At 50.6% G+C, this 25,962-nt stretch carries 21 protein-coding genes; 14 read left to right on the forward strand and 7 right to left on the reverse strand.

Features of this window, described 5'->3' with window-relative positions:
• The first annotated feature begins 193 nt into the window (after nucleotides 1-193).
• The 7 genes from NI40_RS05180 (at nucleotide 194) to NI40_RS23575 (ending at nucleotide 6,986) form a co-directional block, all read left to right on the forward strand.
• Nucleotides 194-742, forward strand: a complete 549-nt coding sequence (locus NI40_RS05180) for a fimbrial protein (RefSeq protein WP_039264012.1) — start codon at nucleotides 194-196, stop codon at nucleotides 740-742.
• A gap of 74 nt (nucleotides 743-816) precedes the next feature.
• Nucleotides 817-1,353 carry a fimbrial protein gene (locus NI40_RS05185; RefSeq protein ID WP_052206785.1) on the forward strand — a complete coding sequence of 179 codons (537 nt, stop codon included), beginning with the start codon at nucleotides 817-819 and terminating at the stop codon, nucleotides 1,351-1,353.
• A 52-nt stretch (nucleotides 1,354-1,405) separates the two neighbouring features.
• Entirely contained in the window at nucleotides 1,406-2,113 is a 708-nt protein-coding gene (locus tag NI40_RS05190) for a fimbria/pilus periplasmic chaperone (RefSeq protein ID WP_039264014.1), read from the forward strand.
• A gap of 14 nt (nucleotides 2,114-2,127) precedes the next feature.
• A complete protein-coding gene (locus NI40_RS05195; RefSeq protein WP_045142938.1) occupies nucleotides 2,128-4,761 on the forward strand; it encodes a fimbrial biogenesis usher protein in 2,634 nt (877 codons plus the stop codon).
• A gap of 11 nt (nucleotides 4,762-4,772) precedes the next feature.
• Entirely contained in the window at nucleotides 4,773-5,312 is a 540-nt protein-coding gene (locus NI40_RS05200) for a fimbrial protein (protein WP_052206787.1), read from the forward strand.
• 10 nt (nucleotides 5,313-5,322) lie between these two features.
• Entirely contained in the window at nucleotides 5,323-5,850 is a 528-nt protein-coding gene (locus NI40_RS05205; protein WP_045142937.1) for a fimbrial protein, read from the forward strand.
• A 77-nt stretch (nucleotides 5,851-5,927) separates the two neighbouring features.
• Complete coding sequence (locus NI40_RS23575; protein ID WP_080338141.1) at nucleotides 5,928-6,986, forward strand: fimbrial protein; 1,059 nt, start codon at nucleotides 5,928-5,930, stop codon at nucleotides 6,984-6,986.
• Nucleotides 6,987-7,291: 305 nt separating this feature from the next.
• Here NI40_RS23575 and NI40_RS05215 read toward each other — a convergent pair whose 3' ends face one another.
• The 6 genes from NI40_RS05215 to NI40_RS05240 form a co-directional block, all read right to left on the reverse strand.
• Nucleotides 7,292-9,007, reverse strand: a complete 1,716-nt coding sequence (locus NI40_RS05215) for a PglL family O-oligosaccharyltransferase (RefSeq protein ID WP_039264015.1) — start codon at nucleotides 9,005-9,007, stop codon at nucleotides 7,292-7,294.
• A gap of 86 nt (nucleotides 9,008-9,093) precedes the next feature.
• Nucleotides 9,094-10,752, reverse strand: coding sequence for a ShlB/FhaC/HecB family hemolysin secretion/activation protein (locus tag NI40_RS05220; protein WP_039264017.1), 1,659 nt, complete (start codon nucleotides 10,750-10,752; stop codon nucleotides 9,094-9,096).
• A gap of 93 nt (nucleotides 10,753-10,845) precedes the next feature.
• The gene (locus NI40_RS05225; protein ID WP_052206791.1) at nucleotides 10,846-13,455 is read right to left on the reverse strand and encodes a two-partner secretion domain-containing protein; all 2,610 of its coding nucleotides are present in this window, start codon (nucleotides 13,453-13,455) and stop codon (nucleotides 10,846-10,848) included.
• A 404-nt stretch (nucleotides 13,456-13,859) separates the two neighbouring features.
• Nucleotides 13,860-14,513, reverse strand: a complete 654-nt coding sequence (gene nfsB, locus NI40_RS05230; protein WP_039264018.1) for an oxygen-insensitive NAD(P)H nitroreductase — start codon at nucleotides 14,511-14,513, stop codon at nucleotides 13,860-13,862.
• A 120-nt stretch (nucleotides 14,514-14,633) separates the two neighbouring features.
• Nucleotides 14,634-15,002 (reverse strand): MmcQ/YjbR family DNA-binding protein, encoded by a 369-nt coding sequence (locus NI40_RS05235; RefSeq protein WP_039264019.1) that lies wholly within the window; start codon nucleotides 15,000-15,002, stop codon nucleotides 14,634-14,636.
• Nucleotides 14,992-15,582: a TetR/AcrR family transcriptional regulator gene (locus tag NI40_RS05240; protein WP_039264021.1), complete on the reverse strand. Its 591-nt coding sequence runs from the start codon at nucleotides 15,580-15,582 to the stop codon at nucleotides 14,992-14,994. The genes NI40_RS05235 and NI40_RS05240 overlap by 11 nt, the downstream gene beginning before the upstream one ends.
• Nucleotides 15,583-15,772: 190 nt before the next feature.
• Here NI40_RS05240 and NI40_RS05245 point away from each other — a divergent pair, with 190 nt between their 5' ends.
• The 6 genes from NI40_RS05245 (at nucleotide 15,773) to NI40_RS05270 (ending at nucleotide 22,176) form a co-directional block, all read left to right on the forward strand.
• Nucleotides 15,773-16,876 (forward strand): MBL fold metallo-hydrolase, encoded by a 1,104-nt coding sequence (locus NI40_RS05245; protein WP_039264023.1) that lies wholly within the window; start codon nucleotides 15,773-15,775, stop codon nucleotides 16,874-16,876.
• A gap of 32 nt (nucleotides 16,877-16,908) precedes the next feature.
• Nucleotides 16,909-17,250 (forward strand): RamA family antibiotic efflux transcriptional regulator, encoded by a 342-nt coding sequence (locus NI40_RS05250; protein WP_029741711.1) that lies wholly within the window; start codon nucleotides 16,909-16,911, stop codon nucleotides 17,248-17,250.
• Between the two features lie 308 nt (nucleotides 17,251-17,558).
• On the forward strand, nucleotides 17,559-18,278 hold the full coding sequence (locus NI40_RS05255; RefSeq protein WP_080338139.1) for a DUF1120 domain-containing protein: 720 nt from the start codon (nucleotides 17,559-17,561) through the stop codon (nucleotides 18,276-18,278).
• A 115-nt stretch (nucleotides 18,279-18,393) separates the two neighbouring features.
• Nucleotides 18,394-19,098 carry a fimbria/pilus chaperone family protein gene (locus NI40_RS05260; RefSeq protein ID WP_039264025.1) on the forward strand — a complete coding sequence of 235 codons (705 nt, stop codon included), beginning with the start codon at nucleotides 18,394-18,396 and terminating at the stop codon, nucleotides 19,096-19,098.
• 52 nt (nucleotides 19,099-19,150) lie between these two features.
• On the forward strand, nucleotides 19,151-21,625 hold the full coding sequence (locus NI40_RS05265; RefSeq protein ID WP_071884813.1) for a fimbrial biogenesis usher protein: 2,475 nt from the start codon (nucleotides 19,151-19,153) through the stop codon (nucleotides 21,623-21,625).
• An 8-nt stretch (nucleotides 21,626-21,633) separates the two neighbouring features.
• Nucleotides 21,634-22,176, forward strand: coding sequence for a hypothetical protein (locus tag NI40_RS05270; protein ID WP_127353281.1), 543 nt, complete (start codon nucleotides 21,634-21,636; stop codon nucleotides 22,174-22,176).
• Nucleotides 22,177-22,464: 288 nt separating this feature from the next.
• On the opposite strand, the gene NI40_RS05275 is transcribed toward NI40_RS05270, so the two are convergent.
• The gene (locus tag NI40_RS05275; protein ID WP_013097677.1) at nucleotides 22,465-22,713 is read right to left on the reverse strand and encodes a DUF1158 domain-containing protein; all 249 of its coding nucleotides are present in this window, start codon (nucleotides 22,711-22,713) and stop codon (nucleotides 22,465-22,467) included.
• A 478-nt stretch (nucleotides 22,714-23,191) separates the two neighbouring features.
• Between NI40_RS05275 and NI40_RS05280 the strand changes: the two genes are divergently transcribed.
• Complete coding sequence (locus tag NI40_RS05280) at nucleotides 23,192-25,900, forward strand: cation-transporting P-type ATPase (protein ID WP_039264027.1); 2,709 nt, start codon at nucleotides 23,192-23,194, stop codon at nucleotides 25,898-25,900.
• Nucleotides 25,901-25,962: the final 62 nt, after the last annotated feature.

Consider the following 25,962-nt stretch of genomic DNA (forward strand, 5'->3'; position numbering starts at 1 on the left):
AACACTATATTCGTTATGTCTGTGTAATGTCTTTACGCTTTCTGTCCTGTTTGAAATCCTGAAAAGGACTTTTTTGAAGTTGAGAGATGGATTGATACCGGAAACAATATTCCTGTCAATAAAACGTGGTAACAACGTGGGTTATTGAAACATGGCAAGGATAATTTTAAGTTTGTTTATGGAGTTTTGAATAATGAAAAAGCAAGTTTTGGCTATTATTGCCGCGTCCTTTATCGCTGGTACTGCGTTTACTGCACAGGCAGCAAGTACGACACTGACGGTAAGCGGCGGCACAATCCAGTTTATGGGGTCTGTTGTGAATGCACCTTGCTCCGTGAGTGCTGATTCTGAACACGGTATCGTGATTCTCGATCAGGTTACTCTGGACAGCATGGGTGCTAAAGGTGAGACCTCTGGTCAGGCTAAGGCGTTCAATATCAGCCTGGAAAATTGCGATGTGACCACCTATACAAACGCGACAGTGACCTTCCATGGCCAGTCCAGTCCAGACCAGGCCGGCGTGCTGGCGAATACCGCGGGTTCTGGTGCGGCAAAGGGCGTTGCGCTGCAGTTGTTTGGCCCAGATGGTAACAAACTGAACGTGGAAAAAGAGTCCTCGAAGCAAATTCTGTCTACCGGAACGAACAAAATCCCGATGAGTGTGGATTACGTGACGACTGCTGATGCCGCTACTGCAGGGGCAGTGGAATCAGTAGCAACATTCCAGGTTACCTATTCCTGATCAAAACGCTCTCCCGGAACAAAGGGAGAGCGCGCATTTCGCGTCATATAATTATTCTTAATGAGCAAGAGAAAATGTTTCGTCTGTTTTTAATAATAATTATTACACCGTTACTCAGTTTCTTTGCTTGCGCCAGTAGTTCTAATAATCTGACGGGGGGCGATATGCATTTTTATGGTTCAGTGGTTAATGCCCCCTGTTCCATAGAAGCACAAAGTCTTCATCAAATCGTCATGATGGATCCAGTTTTGGCAGCAAGTTTCCCGTCGCCCGGCAGTTGGGCTGCACCGAAGACTTTTTGGATCAAATTGGTTAACTGCAGTAATAAGCTATTTCAGTTTGCCACGGTGGCTTTTACGGGTACAACCGATGCGAATGACCCACAGGTTTTTAAGGCCGGGTTTGGCCCAGATGCAGCGAAAGGCATGGGGATCGGTATTTTTGACAGTAAAGGAAATTTAATTATTCCTAACTCAGCACCGCTTTCACAATATCCACTTCTTGATGGAGAGTCCGTTTTATATTTTACCGCAAAATATCGGTCGGTTTCTGAAAAGGTTGTAGCAGGCGACGCCAGTGCGGCGGTAAACTTCTCAGTAATCTATCAGTAAGCAGCACAGGAAAAGGAACAAGGATTACATAACTTTTATTTCGGAATTTGCTATGAAATCTATTTTGACATTATCACACTATGTACGCGTTTTGTTAACCGTTGTTGGTTTAATGGCTTCTGTCATTTCCCTCGCATTGTCAAATAATGCTGCTGCTGCGGGTGTAGCTTTAGGGGCGACTCGTGTGATTTATCCGCAGGACGCTAAACAGGCCAGTATTAATGTGACTAACAGCGAACTGCATGAATCCTTCCTGGTCCAGTCCTGGGTATCAGACGATAAGGGTAATAAAGTGCCATCTTTTGTCGTCACGCCGCCATTATTTGTATTAAAACCCGGCAAGGTCAACATCCTGCGTATTATCTATAGCGGCCCGGCTCTGCCTGAAGATAAAGAATCCGTTTTCTATCTCAATAATAAAGCGATTCCATCGCTGGATAAAACCACCCTGACGGGTAACTCCTTGCAGATTGCTACCCAGTCTGTGATCAAACTTTTTGTTCGCCCGGCGCACCTCACTGTTAAGCCAGTCGATGCCGCTGCCATGTTGCGTTGCCAGTCAGAAGGCCCAAACCTCACTATTTCTAATCCATCGCCTTATTTCATCACCCTGGTCAATTTTACTGTTGCCGGTATAAAACAGCCGAACATGATGGTGCCGCCAAAAAGCAGCCAGACGATCAAAGGGGCTGGTGCCGTCAAATACCAGACGCTGAATGACTACGGCGCGGTGACCGCTGAGCTGAGCTGTAAAGCTTAACTGTGGTGGACACGATGGGTATCCGGAAAGAAAAACGCATGTTATCAGTAGTGCGCTGGCGCATTTCGCCGTTGGCGCTGATGATTGGCGCCAGCCTGTTTTCAGGCTGTGTACTGGCGGATGAGTATTTTAACCCGGCCTTTCTGAGCGACGGCAAAGGGCAAGTGGCCGATCTCTCGAGCTTTGAGGCGGGTGGCGGCCAGGCGCCAGGCACCTATCGCGTTGATATTTACCTGAATAATGATTTTGTGGTCAGCCGTGACGTGGAATTTAGGGCACAAAAAGAGGTTAATCCCAACGCCAAAACTGTGGATGACACGGGGTTGGTGGCATGTCTGTCAGCAAAAACGCTGTCAGATATGGATATTGAACTTAACATTCCTGACGATAAAAAGCAGGCTGCTGACGGGCAATGTATCACTATTGCTTCCCTGATTGACGGCGCGACAGCAAGCTTTGATTTTGGCCATCAGCGTCTGGATCTCAGCGTACCGCAGGTGGCGCTGAAGAACACCGCGCGAGGCTATATTGCACCAGAAAAATGGGATCAGGGCATTAATGCCCTGCTGATGAACTACAGCTTCAGCGGATCCAACAGCAAAGATCAGAGTGGTAAAAGCAGCAGCAACTTTCTCGGCCTGAACGGAGGGGTTAACGTTGGCCCGTGGCGCTATCGCGATTACTCTACCTTTAACCGTAATACCAGCAGTAATGGGCAAACATCAACCGAGTGGGAGCACGTCAGCGGCTTTATTGAACGCACCATTATCTCTATGAAAAGCGAGCTGACAGCTGGAGATAGCTATACCTCCGGTGAGGTCTTCGACAGCATCAGCTTTCGCGGCGTACAGCTGGCTTCTGATGACAACATGCTGCCGGACAGCCTTAAAGGGTTTGCGCCAACGGTGCGCGGCATTGCTAACAGTAACGCTCAGGTCACGATTAAACAGAACGGTTATATCGTCTACCAGACCTATGTTGCACCGGGTGCATTTGCTATTAACGATCTTTTCCCGACATCTTCGAGCGGAGACCTGATGGTCGAAGTCAAAGAGCAGGATGGGAAAACACAAACGTACAGCCTGCCGTACTCGGCGGTGCCGTTGCTACAACGAGAAGGGCGTCTAAAGTACTCTCTTACCGCCGCGAAGTACCGTACCAGCAACGATCAACAGGATCAGACTCCGTTTGGTCAGGGTACCCTGATGTGGGGTCTGTCGCACGGCATTACCCTTTATGGCGGCACGCAGTTCTCCAGCAATTACAAAGCCGTTGCGTTAGGAGCGGGGGTCAATATGGGAGACTGGGGCGCTCTGTCTGCAGATATCACTGGCGCGAAAAGTACGTTGATTGACGACACGCAGCATACCGGGCAGTCGCTGCGCTTGCTGTACGCTAAATCCCTTAACGACTTTGGCACTAACTTCCAGCTGTTGGGTTATCGCTACTCCACATCCGGGTATTACACCTTCGCAGACACTACCTATAAGCATATGGATGGTTATAACAGCGATCCGGAGAACGAAGATACCGATCCGGGCAATGACCATCCTCACTGGTATGACTATTACAACCTTTACTACACCAAACGTGGCAAGTTGCAGGTCAACATTTCCCAGCAGCTGGGAGAACTGGGTTCATTATATGTGAGCGGTAGTCAGCAGACCTACTGGCACACCGAGGGTAAGGATACACTGTTACAGGTGGGGTACAACACGTCGTGGCACGATATCAACCTCGGTCTGAGCTACAACTACAGCAAATCCTCTGGCCAGCCGGAGGCGGATAAAATAGTCGCTTTTAACGTTTCTCTGCCTATCGGCAAGTGGCTGTCGCCAAAAGACACGACTACGCCAAATAACGCCTTTGCCACCTACAGCGCAAACCATGACAACCACGGTAGCGCCACGCGTAATGCCGGTATCAGCGGCACCCTCCTGGAAGGTAACAACCTGAGCTACAGCGTGCAGCAAGGTTTTGCCAACAACGGAGCAGGCAATAGCGGCAATGCCAGTCTGGCTCATCAAGGCAGTTACGGCAGCTCTAACATCAGCTACAACTACAGCGATAACGGTGATTCCCAACAGGTTAACTACGGTATCTCTGGCGGCGTAGTCGCCCATCGTCACGGAGTGACCCTCAGCCAGCCGCTGGGAGAAACTAATGTACTGATTGAAGCCCCGGGTGCGAACCGCGTGCGCGTTGCAAATGCCACCGGCGTGAAGACTGACTGGCGCGGGTATGCCGTCGTGCCATACGCCAATACCTACCGCAAAAACCGCATTGCGCTGGATACCACAACGCTGGGTGACAAAGTGGATATTGATGATGCCGTAGTTGACGTGGTACCGACCAAAGGGGCACTGGTGCGTGCTTCATTTAAAGCCCATGTGGGGATTCGTGCACTGTTGACAATGCTGCACAACAGCGAGCCGATTCCGTTTGGCGCCACCGTCACGCGCGACGATGAAGGCACAGGCAGCATTGTCGGGGAAGACGGTCAGGTCTACCTCTCAGGACTTGCACCGAAGGGCAAGCTAAAGGTTCAGTGGGGTGAGGGGGCCGATCAGGCTTGTAGCGTAGACTATCAACTGCCTGTAGATGCAGAAAACGCCGCTATTACCCAGATGAACGTTATCTGCCGCTAACAGGGATGAACATGAAGAAGCCATTATTTTTGATGATGTTCTCAGGCGCTTTAATGATTTTTTTGCTGCCTTCAGGCGTGTCGGCTGCGGACTCAACGTTGGCGGTCACCGGCAACGTGATCGCCAGTAGTTGTGAGGTGGATACGGGAAGCGAAAATCAGAAAGTGAAGATCGGCACCTTTTCCGGCAAAGATTTCCCGTCTGTGGGAAGCACTTCTGCATTTAAGGCGATGAACATTAATCTCTCAAATTGCTACGACAAGCTGACGACGATTCAGGTGACATTTTCCGGCACGTCTGATGTAGATAACCCTACATTATTGGCGGTGACAGATAACGGGACTGGTGGGACGGTGGCAACAGGGGTTGGCGTAGAGTTACTGGACAACAGCGGTAAAACCATACCATTTAACGAGGAAGCCCCACAGACGTTTGAACTGGATGCAGGAAATAACACGCTTTCGTTCCTGCTGCGCTACAAATCTACACGTTATCCCGTCACTGCGGGTGAGGCCTCGGCTGTGATGTATTTCGATTTAACCTATCAGTGAGTATTACTTAATGACTTCTGGACAATGGAAAGGTGTGATTATTCTTCTGATGGTGTTATTTATTTCGGCGGCTCAAGCTCATGATGGTACGGTGAGTATTTCTGGAACCATTCAGGATAATACCTGCGAGCTGGCACCGGATTCAAAAAATAAAACGGTCAATATGGGGGCTGTCGCAGGGCCGCAGTTTAGACGGATTGGGGATATTTCTCCGGCTAAACCTTTTACGCTTAGCCTGGAGAATTGCGGCCCGGCGGCCAGCGAGGCGACGGTGACATTTTCGGGCATGGCAGATACGCAGAACCCTGGTCTCTATGCTCTCGACGCGGGTGCTGATTCAGCCAGCGGTCTGGCTCTGGGGATTTATGACAGTAAGGGTCAGCGCATCGCACCGGGAGAAACCAGCGCGGGCGTTGTTCTGAAGCCAGGGCAGGCTTCGGTGACGATGGATTTTTCAGCGAGATATGTGGCTGTTTTGGATAGTGTTATGGTGGGAAGTGCGAATGTGACGGTGACGTTTGTTGTAAATTATAATTAGCCACGGTCCTGTAAAAGACTAAATATTCATTTCAAATATTGATTTAGAGACCTATTCTTCGGGTAGTAATTTGGCTGATGGGCTTACAATCTCGTATGAAATACTGTGTTTTATTGATGTTGTTATTTATTTCGTTCTCACAGAGTTGTTTCGCTGTAGGATCGGATGAAAATGTATGCACCAGCAATCCCGTATCTGTCGTCCTTTCGGGTGATGTTCATTTTCAAAGGGACGATCCTGTTGGTCAGGAAAGTGATTTTATAAATCCTTTGATCGGAACAACATTGACATGCAATGGTATTCTGGATACCGGAGGGGCTGATAGAGATTTATGGTTCAAATTTTTAGTCGTACCTACTCAGAGTGTTTCTGGATTTGATGGTGTTTTTGCAACAAATCTTGCCGGAGTGGGTATAAAATATTATTTCACTATTAGTGATTTTTCTGGTTTTTCAGTATGTGGTGCAGAATCTTCACAGGATTATTTTAGGAATAATAATTCATATTACGGATTGAAATGTCATTGGGTGCATGGTACTCAAAATTCCTCAGTCACAGTCCAAATAAAAGCAAAGTTGGTAAAAATAGCCCAGTCTTTAAACCCTGGCGCTCTTTTGACTATTCCTTCAGTAATTAACACAAAGGTTGAATATAATTACACAGGTTATACGAAAAAAACCTCAGACATTAATCTGACATCATCAGTGAAGGTCTTTTCTGATAAATGTACGTTGATGAATGATAAGTTGCTGTTTGATATGGGAAATGTCAGCGTTGATAAATTCTCATCACAAATAGGCTTTTCACCGGACAACAGTGTCACTCAAAATATGGTACTTAGCTGTGATGCAAATGCAAATATTAATATTATGTTGACTGGGGTTAAAAATCCTGACTCATCTAAAGATTCAGTGTTGTCTTTAAGTAATCAAGGTCAGCCCGGAGTGGCGGATGGTGTGGGTATTGAAATACTGTATGATGGTCAGTCTCTGGAATTAAATAAACTGCTAAACCTTATGCGATCTAATGGAGGACAGGAAATCTTACCAATAACCGCCCATTATTATCAAACGAAGAGTCAGGTAAAACCTGGCAACGCTAACGGGATTGCAACGCTGAACCTAACCTATCAGTAAATTCATTTGAGATAAACCGGGCAGGATGCCCGGCCTCGTATTCTTCACCCGTGCTTCTTTTTAATTCTCTCGCCTCTCGCACCGCCAGAGCTAATTCCACTGCTTTTACCACGAGCTTCTCTGGCTTAAGCTGTGCCGTTATCACATCTGGGCGTCTTCCACTACGACCTAAATACTGATGAGAATTACAGATCCAGCTGGCAACGTAGAGTCCGTTTTAAATTACTTAAGTCTGTATTTAAATTATATCTTGAAATATATTAAGCCGCGTACCATCACGCGGCTTAATATTAATGAGCTATCTCTCAAGGTTTAAATCTGTCGTCCCACGGCATTAAGCGATGGGCTTCGGTTTTTAATTTTTCTGCTTCTGTATGCCGGTTTAAAAAATAAAGAATATTGATCTGATCGTTATACGCATCTTCTTCCATATGCAGCTTTATCCACTGGGCGTTACTACGCATGAACATTTCCAGTTCCGCCAAATCTCCGTGTTCATTGAAATTCGCCAGATGCAACAGTGTAATATCGCGCTGATAGCGCATCTGCATCAGCCATGGAACATGCAGACGAGTAATGCTCTGCCGATCCGCAAGCCGGGCAGTTTCAAAATTGCCGAGCGCGATGCTGGCAGAAAAGAGCTGGAAGGAGAGTACGATGCCGTATGACGCAATAGCAACCAGCGGCAGACGGATCAGGGCAGGGCGCATGGTGAAAGCAGTAGCATTCCCTTCTGAAGCCGCCATCAGCAGCAGCACGGCAAAGAAATGCGCCACAGAATAGTAAAGCGGAAACTCCACCTGCGTATGCAGCAGGATCGGCAGCGTGGTTAACAACGCCGCCCACTGCCAGAGGTTTTTGCGTCGGCGGCACAGTACCATCCAGCCCAACAGCAGCGCCACGCCCCCCGCCAGCGCCGGTACGCCGCCTTCAGCCCAGATAAAGAGCGTTTCGTTGTGCGGGTGCTGCATCATTTCGCGGCTCGGGTTGTCACCGGGTAACGCGGCCATAAAGAGCTGAAATGCAGATTCGAACATCCCCAGCCCCCAGCCCTGCCAGGGGTGGACGCCGATCATGCGCAACGTGTACGCCAGGGTCACCCAGCGCTGGTGGTTAGAACCTTCATGCAGGAGCGATGCCACAACCGACTGCTGAAGTATCATCGTGCTGAGCAGGCCGCCGAGTACGGGTAACAGGATTATCAGCGTGCGCCGCCAGCGTGTAGTGCGATGTCGAAAACGAGCCTGTGCGAACAATACCGATGCGCACCCTATGGCCGTGATTCCGCCCATCCAGCCAATACGGGAATGGAAGAGCACCAGCGTCGCCGTTATCACGATAATGGCGACGCTGATGGCCACGAATCGCACACGCTCGGCTTGCGGCAGATAAAGCGCGCGCCGCGTATCGGCAAGAAGATAGAGCAGGGCGGCAAGCCCGGTCGCGAGAAATGAGGCGGTCACGTTGAGCTGTTGAAAGATGCCGGGCGCGTGCCCGTCATATATTTCCGCCAGCGAATTGAGTGGAAAAGGCAAATATTGAGGACAGTAAAACCCGGCCAGAGAGAGGGTGCACTCAATAACAGCTGCGGCGGCCAACAGGTAAAAGAGGGCAACGGTTTCATTTTCGCGAATGGGTTGCTGCAGAAGCGTGATATAAACCAACGCTCCGCCCCAGATGCCGACAAGCCTCGGCAGAGCGATGGGTAAGGCCTCGTGCGGGGACCAGAAAGCCGGAACGGTAAACAGTATCGCGCTAGCCAGCATCAGCAAACCGGTAGGGGTGAAGCGCACCGTTTTTTCCCGCTGTAATAGCCAAACTATCAAACCCAGCAGTGAGATAATGCCCCAGCTCAGCAGGTTCATGGGCAAGTTCATGCCGTAATCGCCGCTGTTCGGCCAGGGAATATGGAGCAGCACCAGCCAGTAAAGGCTGAAAGTGGACAGTATCAGCACGCGAATCGTGCGGGCGTTTAGCAATGTATTTGCCAGCGTAATCAAAGAGAATGTCAGCGTGTTCATTAGAGCCTGAAGAGGGTAAATCATCATTGTATTTACCCTCTCCGACAAGGGTTAACGCTCCCGCGTCCTTTCTTAGACTTTCTCCGTCAGTACTGCCATTGCACCGAAAACCCAAGCGTGACGGGACTGGTATGCATCTCATCCGGTTTTGCCAGAGGCACACCCGCAAAAAGGTCATACCCCAGATAGCCTTTTATCCCGCGCGCGCCTGCGACCGCACCGGCAATGTGCGCCCCGCTCCAGTAATCATTTTCTGAGCCGCTGACTTCGCCATAGTCTGCGCCAATGTACGGCTGCATTCCCCATACCGGCAGATTCAGGTTGATATCGTTGCGCAGATACCACCCTTTGTCGGCATACAATGAGGACTCTCCGTCAAAGCCGCGCACCGTCCAGCGGTTGCCGATGGTGAACTTATCGGGCTGGGTCAGCCTGTCCGGAGTGGTCTGTTGCTTGAAATGCGGTTCATAGCTGAGGGAAAACTTGCCCAGTTTGAACGGGAAAGTACCGTCTGCACTCAGCGTAATGATGCGCGCCTGCGCGTCGGCACTGCCCACTATCTCTTCAGCATCGGGTTCTTCACCAAACCACGGTGCGGCATGTTGATAACCGAGGCTTGCCGTAAGCTGACCGAAGGGAAGATAGGCTAAATGTTCCAGGCTGAGCTGCCAGCTGCTGGTGTCCCGGTGCTGAACCTCCACTTCCACGTCGTTAAGATCGTAGCGGGAATCCCGCTTGATCCCTTTAAAGTCCAGCGTGGTTTTCTGGCTCGCGCTGCGGTAAACCACGCGGTTAAGCGCGGCGGTCATTAACTTTTCATCGCTACTGTACCGGTAGTTAAAATCACCGCTATGGAGAGTCTGCGTCGTTCTGTACTGACTGGCATAAAGTTCCAGCGCCCAGTATCCCCAGGGAACGGAGTAAAACGCCGAGGTATTATCGTTACGCTTGCCGTTTTCATTTTTGAAGCCACCGCCATACGCGGCATAAAACATATCGTTGAGCGAGGTGGGGTTATCCAGATACAGCGCCAGGCCCCCCTGGTACCGTCCGGTGTATTTACTACCGGAATCATCAAACCAGCTGCCCAGTCGCCAGGCTTTACGCTGGTCGCGCTTGATCTCAATGCGGGTATCGCCAGGATTTTCCCCCGGCACCAGACGAATACTGGCCTGCGAACCGGGAATACGCTGCAGGTTTTCCAGCCCCTGTTCCAGACCGCGTAAATCGAGGAGATCGTCCGGCCCTTGTGGGACGTTATTCCAGCGATGAACGGGGAGGCCGCTTTCATCCTGAATAATGACATCACTGACGCGTCCAGGCAGAATTCGCAGGGTTAACGTTCCCTTATGCAAATTTTGCTCCGGTATTAATACGCGGGTGGTAATAAATCCGTGGGATATTAATCGATTCTGCACGGCCGTATGTATGGCTTTAATTCCCTTCACGCCGATACAGTTATTCTCAGCCTGACGAATGATATCGCGAAAAGTGAGCCAGTGTGGAAGCGACTGCGTATTGTCGATGTTCAGATGCTGAATGTCGTAGCACACTGTCTCATGTGGCAGTGCAAGTGCATCAGTTACGAGCATGCCTTCTGATGAAAGGACTGACTTCCCAGGCGGTGCAAGCTGTTCGTGCCTCGCCTGATCCTGCTGCTGAGTGGTGGCCGGTTCAGCATGTACAGTGTCGGGAAGTGACGCGAGCAGTGATAGCAGAACGAGGCCAGATCGATAATTAGTCATGTAAATAACTTTATGGACCGCGAAGGATCCTGAATATAACGAAAAAATAGATAGCCCCATTCCAGGAATGGGGCTTTGGTTTATTTCAAACGATTACGCGGTATAAATGGAGTAGCCGCCTGGGTAATAAACGATATCCTGAATGGGATACCCGTAATACAGATCGCCCGGATAATAGACAACGCCGTTTTCCCAAACGCCATTACCTTCAGGTGTACCGTTTGGCTTAACGGTGGTATTTCCACTATTATTCGCCGTGGTATCTGAATCTGGGTTGGTATTATTGTTATCAGCAGTGTTACTACCGTTGTCTTGATTTGCTGTACCGGTCTCGTTAATCACACCCATGTTATTGACGTAACCCATGGTGTACACGCGATCGCCGGTAATATTACCGCTGGCTTCGTTGTTAATGCCGTTAGCCGTGTTCAGCGTAATACCGCTTGCACTGGTGATGTTACCGCTGTTGGTCAGGTAGTTGCTGACCAGGGTAATACCGTTATCAGCAGACAGCGTACCGCCGTTGATGAGGGTTACGCGGTCCATCTGTGCGTTCAGTTTATTACCCGCGGTCATCGTGCCGTAGTTATAGGCGGTACTCTGAGACCAGCCGTAGCTGCCCATTACGTCGAGATTAATGTCATGCGCCGCGCGGATGTCACCGCTGTTGTCCAGATTGTTCATGACAAACAGCATGGCATCAGAACCCGCGTTGATCTGGCTGCCTGCATCGGTCATCAGATAAGAGGCGGTAATGTTGATGTTATGGTCTGCGACGAGCGTACCGTTACCCCGGTTTTCCAGGCTAGTGGTGTTCAGGTTGATATCATTCTTGCTGACGATCGAGCCGCTGTTGGACAGGTCTGCCAGCTGAAGATCCATCTGATTAGCGGTAATGTCACCGCTGTTGTCGAACTGACTGCTGTTCATCTGCAGCGCCAGGCGACCGCCAGCCGCGATGGAACCGCTGTTCTGCGCCGGGCCGCCATAGTTATTCCAGCCATTAGAACCGATGGTTAACATCATATCCTGACCCGCTTTAAGGGTTCCGGCGTTCTGGAACGTACCGGTCACGGTCATGTCGATATTGCCGCCTGCTTCCATCTTACTGGCAAGGTCAGAATAGTAGGACGTGCCGTACATAAAGAGGTCTTTTTCGGCTGCGATGGTGCCGGACATATTATCCAGCGCGCCATTGATTGAAACAGAGCCGTCGCTGTGGATTGATCCATTGCGGTTAGAGAGCATGTTGTTGCCGCTCACCTGAAGCTGGCTGTCAGATCCCAGAGACTGAATCACACCGTTATCGTTATTCAGCATGGAGGCGCTAATCATGTTCCAGCCGTTCCCGGCGGAAATGAGACCGTTGTCGTTCGTCAGCGTGTCGACATTGACGCTCATCGCACCGTTGGTTTCTACGCGGCCAGCGGAGTTGTTCAGGCTGGCAGCGTCAACGCTGAGGGCACCCTTAGCAACAATGCGGCCATGGGTGTTATTCACGCCCTGCGCATTGTAATTCCAGGAGGCGCGGCCGATCGTCAAATCGCCATTGCTGAGAATTTCACCGTCGCTGTTGTCCAGCGAGTCAGCGGTAATAAAGGTATTCTGGCTGCCCTGAATGGAACCATGGCTGTTAACGGTATTTTTGCCGGAAACATTCACCATCGCGGCTTTAATGACGCCGTTAGTGTTGTCCAGCGTGTTGTCTGCGGTAACGGACACCATACCCTCAGAGGTAATCTGACCGTTATGGTTCAGGACATCACTTCCCATCACGTTAGCTGAATTTTTACCGCTGATACGTCCGCCGTTGTTTTCGACCACACCCTCAACGTTGATTGACAGCGTGTCGGATGCCGTCAGGTCAGCACGATCGATATGCACGCCAACACCGGCGTCAGTGCCTTCCATATAGATTTTATTCGCGTACATGGAGCCCAGCGCAGACACATCCAGCGCTACGTCCGGGGCATTGCTGCTGTCATACTTCTTCTGCACACGGCCATATTTATCAATGTGGTTATTACCCGTGACGATATTCAGTTCGTTAGCCTGAAGTTTCGCATTGACCTTCACTGAACGGGCAATAATGTCGGTGTACTGCGTAGAACGAGTATCCATCCCTTTACCGGTGATGGTCACCTGACCTTTGCTCACATCCAGACCGCTAACATCACCCTTGTTGTCGTAGGTGGCAGTACCGGTGGTCAGCGTAGCGTGGTTGGTATTGATAAAGCCGCAACCGTCACAGGTGATGCCTGATGGGTTGGCGATAATCACCTGCGCGGACTGGCCTGCCACTTCGACCATGCCGTTCAGCTGGCTCGGATCGGATGAACGCACTTCGTTCAGGATCACTTTAGCGCTGCCGCCGGCCATATTAGCGTTGCCATTGATCTGGCCTGCTAATTGGGTGTTGGTTGCTGTGCCGCTGTTATTCAGGATCACGCCGTTGCTGTCGACGTTAAATTCGGAATAAACGTTATGGGAAACTCCACCTGCGCTCGCCTTGTTGATATCAACAATGGTAGCGCCACTTGCATCCGTATGAATGGCCGGTTTATCGGTATTACCTGCCACGATGGCAGCCTGAGCTGGCATAATCATGCCCAGTGCAAGCATGGTCGCAAAGCAGGTCGGCGCCAGTTTGGCGTGCAATACCTTTGAATTAGCCTGTGTGCTCACTGCACTTTTATTTTTCATATATCTATCCTTGTAATTCCTTGAAAAAGTATTCCCATTTCTCTTTATGTGAAATGGACGCACATAAAAACATGCACAACCTCGATTACAAAAATAGACATGTAACAATTCATACAAAATGCGCATTAATTAATGCTGCACCAGAAGGGAATAATTAACGTGAGCGTGACAAAAAATAAATGGATATATTTTTGAGGGTTATTGATTGGAGTGCTGAGAGGCTATAACTGGTTGATATCACATAAAAGAACGTAATTATTAATTATAAAATTGTATGCGAAATTTCCGATATAAGTATTTCTATGCTGTTACAAATAATTTGCCTGCTAACGGATGCATCTATACACAACGGGAGTACGCGGTATTGAAAACAGGCACGCCGGATCCCAGCGTGCCAGAGGAGATCAGCACTCAGTGACAATCGTGCTCAGCGGCAGGCGAGACTTCGGCAGCGTGGCGTTGAAATCTTCCACGCTGTGGTGCCCAACCGGTACTACCACCAGGCTGGTAAAGCCTTTCTCTTTCAGGCCAAACTCTTCGTCGAGAATAGCGGCGTCGAAACCTTCAATCGGTACCGCGTCCAGACCCATCGCGCCCACGCCCAGCAGGAAGTTGCCGACGTTCAGGTAGACCTGTTTCGCCATCCACTGGTCGTCATCCTTCAGATCCACGCGGTGCATGTCGGCGAAGTAGGTGCGGCCCTTGTGGTTTGCGGCTTTGGCTTCCGGCGTGTTGAAACGGCCATCGGCCTCTTCCTGATCCACGACGCGCTCCAGCCATGCGTCATCCAGCGCGGTTTTCGCGCAGAACACCACCACGTGAGAAGCATCCAGCATTTTGCGTTCGTTGAACACATAGGTGCCCGCGGCGGATTTTGCCACGCGCGCTTTTCCTTCCTCGGTGCTGGCCACAATGAAGTGCCACGGCTGGGAGTTGGTGCTGGACGGGCTGTACTGCAGCAGGGTTTTGATTTTTTCCGCTTCTTCCGCGGTCAGTTTTTTGCTTGGGTCGAACGCCTTGGTCGAGTGGCGTTTCAGGGCGACAGAAATGATATCCATAACAACTCCTGGTGATGAAATTCGCCCGCACGCGGGCGCGAAAGGAAAGCAGATTACAGCGGGACGCGGAAAAAGATAAGTGCAATTCGAGCGCTTAATCTGTTCGTCTCAGACGAACAATCAGACCGGACGGATCCACTTCTGGTCTTTTTTCGGCAGCTTATCCACCACCAGATTCCAGGAATCATGAATGAGGTCGGTAACCAGTTCCGGCGTCACGTCGTCGGTGCCGTAAAGGGAAATCCAGTGCTTCTTACTCAGATGGTAGCCCGGCTCTATCCCGCGATAGATCTGCTGATTTAACAGCGATTTCTCCGGGTCTGACTTCAGGCTGACGTGCGGTCGTACGTGCGCGACCGCGACGATCATGAAAATCTTTCCGCCCACTTTAAACACGTCAAACTCCGGCCCAAACGGCCAGCAGTGTTCAGTAAAGGGCAACTCAAGGGCCACGCGCATTGCGTGCTCCTGCAAGGATTTACTGTCCATCGCTCTCTTCCTGGGCTAGCCCGCGCCACATCACTTCAAAACCGAGCGCTTTAAAATCAACGGCGCGGGAAGGGTCGCGAGTGGCAAATTCCATCGTGGATTCGGCCAGCGATAAGAAAAGCGCATCGCCAAAGGTTTTAAATTCATCTGACATAAACACCTGACGCACCGAGCGGCGGCACAGCTCATGGAGTTCCGGGAACATCTCTTTCACCGCCTGTTCCGTTTCGGCGCTCAGCTTTTCACTGACGCCAATCTGGCGGATAGCCGCATGAGAAACGGGGTTACGAATACCCCAGTCCACGTAGCTGTTCCAGATATTGCGGGTATGTTCTTTGGGCAGCGTGATGGTGCGATCGAGGTTTGCCAGCATGGCCTGGCAGAGATCCTGCTTCAGGTGCAGATAGAGGGCATTCAGCAGATCGTCTTTAGTGGGAAAGTAGCGAAACAGGGTCCCTTCGGCGACGCCCGCGTTACGGGCGATTAACGACGTTGAGGCGGCAATACCTGACTGTGCAAACGCCACCGTTGCGGCTTCCAGTAAGGCCTGTTTTTTATCTTCACTCTTCGGACGTGCCACTAAATTTTTCCCCCTGTCAATTATAAAAACCCTGATTGAAACACGTGCTTTGACACGCTGCAACGCGGAATGTCAAAGATCGAAAACGTCTTGACGACTTTATCATCATATCTATAATGAGTGCTTACTCACTCATAATCAAGTTTACCCCGCGCAAACTATCGGATGGGGCGCGTTTTCGGGTCTGGATATGAAAAAACCTCTCTTCATCTGCGTGGTGTTAATCATGATTATTGCTTCAGCTGCGAGTTTACCGTTTGTACTGAATGCCGGATTCGGCCAGCCGCCGCAGGGTGAGCAGCTCACTGAAGTGGAGGCTTCTCCCCAGTATCGCGACGGGAAATTCCATAATACGCTGCCGACGCCGGGCTATAACGGCGACAAAAACATGCTGGTCGCGACGTGGGATTTTCTGACCAAAAAAACCGAAAACGCGCGCCCGGCCCAGCCGCTGCCGCTGGTGAAAACCGATCTTGCGAGCCTGCCGCTGGAGGAGAACACCCTGGTGTGGCTCGGCCACTCCTCGTGGTACCTGCAGCTCGCGGGCAAACGCATCCTGATTGACCCGGTGCTCGGCAACTACGCCGCGCCGTTCTCGTTTCTGAATAAAGCCTTTGCCGGGGAATATCCGTGGCGCGCTGAAAGCATGCCGGAAATCGACCTGCTGATTATCTCGCACGATCACTACGATCATCTGGATTACGCCACCATCCGGGCGCTACTGCCGAAGGTGAAGCGCGTGGTGACGCCGCTGGGCGTGGGATCCCACCTGCGCTACTGGGGGATGAAGCCTGAGATTATTGACGAACGCGACTGGAACCAGTCGGTACGCATCAGCGATGAACTGACGGTGCATGTTCTGCCGGCGCGTCACTTCTCCGGGCGCGGCATCAAGCGCGATCGAACCCTGTGGGGCAGCTTTATGTTCGTCACGCCAGAGCAGAAGGTTTATTACAGCGGGGATTCCGGCTACGGCCCGCACTTTAAGGCCATCGGCGAGCAGTTTGATGGCGTGGATGTCGCCATCATGGAAAACGGCCAGTACGACCAGGACTGGAAGTACATCCACATGCTGCCGGAGGAAACGGCGCAGGCCTCGGTGGATCTGAACGCGAAAGCCGTGGTGCCCGGGCATAACGGGCGCTTCGTGCTGGCGAAACATACGTGGAACGATCCGCTGATCCAGCTGGCTAAAGCCAGCAAGGATAAAAACTATCGGCTACTGACACCGGCGCTGGGCGAGCCCGTGCGGGTGAATGACGCCACGCAAACCTTTCGCGCGTGGTGGGAATAATGTTTAAGCGAGAAGCAGAGGGGGACAGCAGCATGACCATTTCCGCTCAAGTCATCGACACTATCGTCGAATGGATCGACGACAATCTGCATCAGCCATTACGTATAGAAGAGATTGCCCGCCACGCGGGTTACTCGAAGTGGCACCTGCAGCGGTTGTTTATGCAGTACAAAGGGGAGAGCCTGGGGCGTTATATCCGTGAGCGCAAGCTGCTGCTGGCGGCGCGCGATCTGCGTGAATCCGACGCTCGGGTGTACGACATCTGCCTGCGTTACGGGTTTGACTCGCAGCAGACGTTTACCCGTATCTTCACCCGCACGTTCAACCAGCCGCCTGGGGCGTACCGCAAGGAGAACCACAGTCAGGCGCATTGAGTTGTTATCGCCCGGTGGCGCTATGCTTACCGGGCCAAAAGTATACCCTGGCATTTCTCTATTATCATTTCCTGTAAGATCCTCGCTATTTCATTACTATGCTGCTTATTATTCTACTTCAAGTAATTTAGGATCCTGATTTGGATTGCCTGTTTCTTGTTATATTCACGGTCTGGATATTTAATAGGCGCCACGGTGGGGTTAATTAATATTGCTTGATATTTGTATATGTACCTTTTGGGTTAGGGCGATATATAGCGTGCACCGTTAAATATTATAGCAGAACGGATAAAATATAGGTGTCGTAAATGAAAAAAGAAATGATTGGTAAGGTATTGACCTCAGCATTATTAGTAAGTGCAACCTTCTCTGCATTTGCTTCTGATACAGTTGATCTGAAAGTAAAAGGGGTGTTGGGAAATACAGCCTGTACACCAACACTGAGTAATAATGGTACTGCCGATTTTGGTCGTATTAAAATGAGTGGGCTCAGTGCTACTGATGTAAATCAGTTAGGCAAAAAAGAAATCACATTAACGATTACATGTGATGCAGCTATGGCAGTCGGTGTTTCTACAATGGATGGTCGTAGCTCAAGCCTGCAAGCACTCCTGATTACTCAGGGTACGAGCAATAACGTTAACATCAACTCTGCTGCCTGGGAGTTTGGTTTAGGTCAGACAACGGGAGGCGTTAAGCTAGGGGCTTATACCATTACAACCGCTACCACAGATGCAGCAGGCGTAACTCTGGATGGCGTTGCGGCTGATGCGATTGTCCAGAAAACAACTGGCGCTTCGACGACCAGTACTGACTGGAGAAAAATAGCGGCAATGAGCACCGATTTCAAACCGGATGGTACAGAAGTCTGGAGCTTTGCCGCAGCAGGTACTCTTGTGCCTAAGGCTTTTAAAGTTGCCGTGCTGCCACTGCGTGTGACCGCTGCGATTCAAAACACAACGACTCTTGCTATCACCGACGACACGAATCTCGATGGGCTGGCAACCTTCTCTCTGGTTTATCTCTAATATCTATTTAGATACGAATTTAAATTTTTGTTAGAGGTATTGAGGGTGTAATGATTTCATTGCACCCTTATTTAAATATGTTTTATTTTCGCCCTTCATTTTCATGGTGAAATCAATGTCTAACCGTAATTATCCTTTCAGTTTGTTATTTTTTATTTTGCTTGGTGTTTTAAATACTCCTTCCGCTAAGGCAATGGGATTGATTCCAGAAACGTCCATGCTCTTCATCAATGAAGAAGCGAAGGGTGGAAGCATGAATGTTAAAAATAGCGATGAAAGTCCGCAGCTTCTTTATACCAGTATAACCGAGTTGCCCGGAGAAAAAGGTTTTCACCTGATTGCCACGCAGCCAGTAACGCGTGTGGAGGGTGGCGATACTCAGCATGTACGATTTGTATTGCAAACCGATGCGCCATTGAAAGTGGAACACATGGCACGCGTCGTTTTTGAAGGAATTCCGCAGAAGAAGGTTGGAAAAGACGCTGTTGGATTTAATATCCGCCAGGATTTACCGGTGATTATTCATCCGTCAGGCATACCTGAACGACAAGATGCATGGACTCTGCTTACCTGGAAAGTGAATGGCACAACTGTCACTTTGCAGAATACCAGTCCATACGTCGTACGTTTTCAGCCACAGAGTGTAGCATTACCGTCTAAAACGACGATCAAATTTCCGCGCAGCTATATATTGCCAGGTCAATCCATAGTGGTTGATACGGGTAGATCTCTCGCGGGAGATACTCAGGTCACGTTCGCGCCGGTCAGTCGCTATGGTGTGCAAATAGAAAATTATACAGCACAACTGAACGCACATTAATCTCGTTATCGAGTAATCAAAACAACTTCTGGTATTTTTTTGTTCGTTAATTATGAAACCTGAAAATATAACGTTTAAAATAGGCATTGTGTGCAGTGTACTCCTCTGTGCTGCGATCGATGCAAAATGTTTTGCTGCAGATAACATGGCTGAATTTGACAAAGACGTTTTGAAGACACGTGGTCTTGATAGCGCTTTGAGCGATTACTTTGCGGATAAAGCAAAATTTGCACCAGGACGAAGCCCGGTTACTCTGTATGTTAATGGAAAAAATATTGGTAGCGTGACTGCTCGATTTGATAATGCCGGTGAGTTATGCGTCGATAATGATTTCCTGACAGCGGCAGGGCTGCAGATCCCCGATGAGATAAGCCAGTTTTTTACCGGGCAAGAAAATCAGGATGCTAAAGCTATTCCAGAGAAAAAGGCTGATACCTGTTTTGATTATAAAAAATATTATCCTACAGCCATTATTATTAAACGCCCTGGTCAAGAGCGTCTGGACCTCATTGTACCAGAGGAGGCACAAGTCCATGACAATATGCTTATCAAAAACTATCAAAAGGGCGGAGCAGCAGGTCTGTTGAATTACGACGTCTTTACGACTAAAAATACCTACAGTAATGATCAAAGTCATTATACTCAGGCTTCGGCGGAAGAAGGTCTTAATTTTAACGACTGGCTTTTACGCAGTCGTCAGATTTTCACAAATAATGATGGCCAGTTGAGTAATGATGCGCTGTATACCTATGTACAACATACGTTTGTTGATCAGCAAGCATTAGTGCAGGCTGGGCAGATCTACATCAGTAATACCTTATTTTCTGGCTCCGCAATTTCTGGCGTGCAAATGGTTCCAGAAGCAGGTCTTAACGTTAACTCGGGTTCAGGTGTGACGGTTAAGGGTATTGCCCAGGGTCCACAAGCGCGTGTCGAAGTTCGACAAAATGGCGCACTGGTGTATTCTACGCTGGTTCCTGCTGGTCCTTTTTCGCTAAGTAATGTTCCGATTACCAGCGTAAATACACCGCTTGATGTTAAGGTAAAAGAAACTGATGGCTCAGAGAACCATTATGTTATTCCCGCTGAATCATTGCATCCTAACCAGCTAGGTGGACCACAGGGGTTCTCCATCGCCGCAGGTAAGCTTCGGGATATAGACAGTAACGATGAATTGCCCTATCTGCTGACTGCATCCAAAGGCTGGAAAATTTCGCCCTGGATGAATGTGAGTGCCGGTGGATTGACGGCAACAAAATATAATGCCCTGGCTTTCTCTGCGGATGTTTCACCTGTGTCTGAAACGCTTCTGTCTTCGGTCATTAAAGCTTCACAGGATTCTAAAGATGATAATAAAGGAACGGAGGCCACGCTCAGTGCCAGTTATTCACCAGGCAATAATATTTCCTTGTCTGCCGCCGCGTCGCATTTCACCTCAGGTTATCGTGAATTAGCCGATACACTGCAGGATGATTTTATTCAATATAGCGGTCAATACAGCGGTAACGTGGGATGGAGTAATAACATATTAGGTTCATTTAATCTTGGATACAGCCTGAATAAAGGCAGTAAGGGTGAAAGCGACACGCGTTACGTTACGGTGGCATGGGGCAAAACCTTCTCGCGATTCAGCATAACGGCAAACTGGCAAAGCCAGTTAAACCGCGATGACAATGACAATGACAATCGCAACACCAATGCTGATATGTTTTATGTGAATATGAGTGTTCCTATTGGTTCTCAGCGTGTCGGCGCGTATATGCGCAAACAAGGTGATTCCGAGCATAGTGGATTACAAAGCAGTGGAACTATTAGCCCTGAGGTCTCTTATTCCATCGCCGCGGAGCGCGACATGTCTGACAATGAAAACAGTTTTGATGGCAGCCTGAGCGACAATTTGCATTTCACTCAACTGGGTCTCAATGCAGGGACAACGGGTAATGACAACAAGAATTATGGTGCACGACTGAGCGGCGGTGTACTGGCCCATTCCAAAGGCGTGACATTTTCATCGTATCCAATTGATGACACCTTCGCGTTAGTGTCGCTGGATGAAAAAGTGAGTAATGTTGAAATATCGACTCCGTCCGGTGACGTTTGGACAGATCGCTGGGGGCGTGCGGTGATCCCTTCACTGCCTGCTTATCATAATGCTCGCATCGAAATTAATACTGAAACCTTACCCAAAAATATCGATGTAAACAACGGTATTTCAATCGTTGCGAGTGGACATGGTGCCGTGAGCCAGGTTCATTTTGGTGTGATCAATACCCGGAGAATCATGTTACATGTTTCGCGCCAGGATAACGGAATATTGACGAAAGGGAGTTCTGTGGTTGATAGCAAAGGTAATTATGTTGCCACTGCGATTGAAGATGGTCTGGTATTTTTAAGCGATGTGCAAAATTTACCGGCCTTGTATGCAGTTGATGAGCAGGGAAGACATCAATGTCAGTTGCATTTCAAATTGCCAGAAAAACAAGACCTTAATAACTTCTATGAGGATATCACCGGAGTATGCCAGTGAGACATTATATGAAATATATCGTGGCAGGACTGATGCAATTGGTCTGTATGCCATATTCACTTGCTGATTGCCAGGTATCTCTGTCACAGCATGATGTTAACTATGGTCAAATTAAACCTGACGATCTCGTCAATACCGTTAAACAGTGGAATGCGTTAGCGCAACGAGATGTTCATCTCACGGCTTTGTGTACTGAACCACAAAAGATGGCGCTGTTCTTTAGCGGTAAATCGGGAGAGCAAGGGGCATTTATTTTCGGCGATCGGAGTGGGCTGTACATTCAGGCCACTCAGGCCACACTGGATGGGAAAAATGTTTCGCTGAGCCATACTGTTTCCCATGACCCGTTTGTTATTGCAGGGCAAAGCGGGGATGATCATCTAGTCCAGGCGCAACAGGGATTGATTCCTGTCCAGGGTTCGCAGATTCTGGCTGGTAAGCAGTTCAGCGTTACGCTCACACTCAAACCTGTTCTTAACAAAAATGAGCTTCATGTCAGAGATAAGCATGATGTTATGAGCGATATACAGATTAATGTTGAAACGGAATAAGGCTTTTTAGCGTTATATCCAGAACATATGCCGGGTAAGCATAAGCGCTACCCGGCAATTTCGCTTTACTGGCAACCGTTCACCGTCGCCATCATCGTGTGGCCAATCCCATATCAGCTCGCCGTATTGCTTGCGCATGACGCCACATACCTGGTATCCGCCACGTTGTCCTGGGTTAAATCGTGTAGCGCGACAGTCATCGGTGTGCTATTGACCCGCTGTTCCGCGAGGCCACGGCTTCGCGACCTGGTGTGAAGCGCTGATCACGGCATACGCGATTTCATCGGCTTACGATGCCAGTGAAAACCAGCGGCGCCAGACGAAACGCAGCACGAAGAATTCGATGGCACCCAGCAGTAAAAACCACACGCAGAACAGAATGGTGTAAAGCTGGTTCAGATCGACCATGTGAAAGGTCTGAACCAGCTTCTGCGCCAGCACCAGACCCAGCGACGGCGCGGGTAACAGCAGGCAGGAGAGCAGGGCCAGCAATAAAATGCCGCCTGCCGTAAGCAGCGATTCTAACGGGTGTTTCATCGTAATGTTAATCGTCAGTTAAAAATGTCATTGTCCGGCATCCTGTAACGTAAAGCAATATCAGCGACTAAGACGTTATTGAACAAAACGAAGATATTATTTTTCGAATAAATAACAAAATACGACCCGGCATTTATATTAATATCGCGTTATGTAAATAAATGTCTTTGTCAGGAAAGTAATTTTACAAATGTATAGGTGCTATAACCAATTAACGTAGCAATAACAATGGCCGCGATAACGTATAACACCAGTCGGCGTCCGCGATAAATACCCCACATGGTTCCCCCTCGTTTAGTGTTGGTTTAGAAATATTTTGTAAAAATCAGGCCATCGAAATAGTTTTAATCAGTTTTGAATAACCGAGAAGTCATTATATTGCGGTAGATCAATTTTACCCGCAAGACTTTAAAATGAATTTATTTAAGCCAGAAAGGAATTCAGGCTTCTGTTCACCGGATATTGAAGGAAAAATACGATGACCGAAAAAAAATTGTCCCCAAACGTGCCGCCTTCCGGCGGGCTGGCATACCAGCAGACCGTAGAGCAGGTGCTTACCCACACGCAGAGCCAGGCCAGCGGTCTGGATCGTGCAGAGGCGCAGGCGCGTCTGCAAAAAACAGGGCCGAACGCGCTGCCGGAGAAAAAAGGCAAACCCGCCTGGCTGCGTTTTTTGGCCCATTTTAATGATGTGCTGATTTATGTCCTGCTGGCCGCCGCCGTATTAACGGCAATAATGGGCCACTGGGTTGATACGCTGGTTATTCTGGGCGTGGCGGTAATCAATGCCTTAATTGGCCATATTCAGGAAAGCAACGCGGAAAAATCCCTGAAGAGTATTCGCAATATGCTCTCCAGCGAGGCGCGCGTTATTCGTAACGGCAATCACGAAACTCTACCCACAACTGAAATAGTCCCGGGCGATATTATTGTATTACGCGCGGGAGATCGTATTCCGGCGGATATGCGTTTAATCGAAGCGCATAATTTACGCGTGGAAGAGGCGATTCTGACCGGTGAATCCACCGTGGTGGATAAACATATTAATCCGCTGAGCGGCGAACTGCCGCTGGGCGATCGCACCAATATGGTCTTCTCCGGGACGACCGTAAGCGCGGGCGGCGGCGTCGGCGTGGTCACCGCGACCGGTAAGGATACGGAGCTCGGCCACATCAACCAGATGATGGCGGGTATCGAAAAGCACCGCACGCCGCTGCTGGTGCAGATGGACAAGCTGGGTAAAGCGATCTTCGCCATTATTCTGGCGATGATGGCCGCGCTGTTTGTCTTCAGCCTGGTGTTCCGCGAGATCCCGATGGGCGAGCTGCTGCTCTCTCTGATTAGCCTGGCGGTGGCCTCCGTGCCGGAAGGTCTGCCGGCGATTATCTCCATCATCCTCTCGCTGGGCGTGCAGGCGATGGCGCGCAAGCGGGCGATTATCCGCAAGCTGCCGACGGTGGAAACGCTCGGCGCGATGACCGTGGTCTGCTCGGATAAAACCGGCACCCTGACCATGAACGAGATGACGGTTAAAGCCATTATCACCGCTGACGCCTGCTACCGCGTGGACGGCAACAGCTACGAGCCGGTGGGCAACATCTACCTGGAAGGCAGCGACGAGCCGGTCCACATCCAGCCGGGCACCGTGCTGGAACAGTACCTGCGCACCATCGACCTGTGTAACGACAGCCAGCTGATTCAGGACGAGCGCGGCCTGTGGGGCATCACCGGTGGGCCGACCGAGGGCGCGCTGAAGGTGCTGGCGGCGAAGGCCAGCCTTGAGCCGGTCATGACCACGCTGGTTAACAAGATCCCGTTCGACTCGCAGTACAAGTACATGAGCACCCACTACCAGATTGGCGGTGAGGAGCAGATCCTGATCACCGGCGCGCCGGACGTCATTTTCTCCCTGTGCGCGCAGCAGCAGACCCGCAACGGTGCGGAAGCCTTCAACCGCGCGTACTGGGAAGCCGAGATGGAGCGTTATGCGCGTCAGGGGCTGCGCATGGTCGCCGCGGCGTTCAAGCCGGCAAACGGCGAGCAGGAACTGACGCACGACGGCCTGAGCCACGGCCTGATCTTCCTCGGTATCGCCGGGATGATGGATCCGCCGCGTCCGGAAGCCATTGATGCGATTAACGCCTGCCAGCAGGCGGGGATCCGCGTGAAGATGATCACCGGGGATCACCCGCAGACGGCGATGAGCATCGGCCAGATGCTGGGGATCGCCAACAGCGAGCAGGCGGTCACCGGCTACGAGCTGGAGAAGATGGACGACGCCGCGCTGGCGGAAGCGGCGGTGAAGTATGACATCTTCGCCCGTACCAGCCCGGAGCATAAGCTGCGCCTGGTGAAAGCGCTGCAGGACAAAGGCGAAATCGTCGGCATGACCGGTGACGGCGTGAACGATGCCCCGGCGCTGCGTCAGGCTGACGTCGGCATCGCGATGGGCATCAAGGGCACGGAAGTGACCAAAGAGGCGGCGGACATGGTCCTGACGGACGACAACTTCGCCACCATCGCCAGCGCGGTGAAAGAGGGGCGTCGCGTTTACGACAACCTGAAGAAGACGATTCTGTTCATCATGCCGACCAACCTCGCGCAGGGGCTGCTGATTGTGATTGCGCTGCTGGCGGGGAACATCATTCCGCTGACGCCGGTGCTGATTCTGTGGATGAACATGGCCACATCCGCCACGCTCTCCTTCGGCCTGGCCTTCGAAGCCGCCGAGCGCAACATCATGCGTCGTCCGCCGCGTCAGACCGGGCAGCACGTGATGGACGCCTACGCCGTGTGGCGCGTGGCCTTCGTCGGCACCATGATTGCCATCGCCGCCTTTGCGCTGGAAGCCTGGCTGGCCCCGCGCGGCCACAGCGCGGAGTTCATCCGCACCGTGCTGCTGCAGATGCTGGTCTGCGCCCAGTGGGTGTACATGATTAACTGCCGCAACACCGAAGGGTTCTCCCTGAACCGCGGCCTGCTGGCGAACAAAGGGATCTGGCTGGTGACGGGCGTGCTGTTCCTGCTCCAGGCGGCGATTATCTACCTGCCGTTTATGCAGATGCTGTTCGGCACCGAAGCCCTGCCGCTGCGCTACTGGTTTGTGACCCTGGCGGTAGCGGGCGTGATGTTCTTCGTCGTCGAAATCGAGAAGCGACTGACCCGCAGGTTCCGTAAGGCTGCATAACCTTTTGCCCTCACCCTAACCCTCTCCCACAGGGAGAGGGGACTCTGACCTCCCTCTCCCCG

Origin of the sequence: Enterobacter sp. E20, from assembly GCF_000801755.2 — a bacterium.
Taxonomy (GTDB): Bacteria; Pseudomonadota; Gammaproteobacteria; order Enterobacterales; family Enterobacteriaceae; genus Enterobacter; species Enterobacter asburiae_B.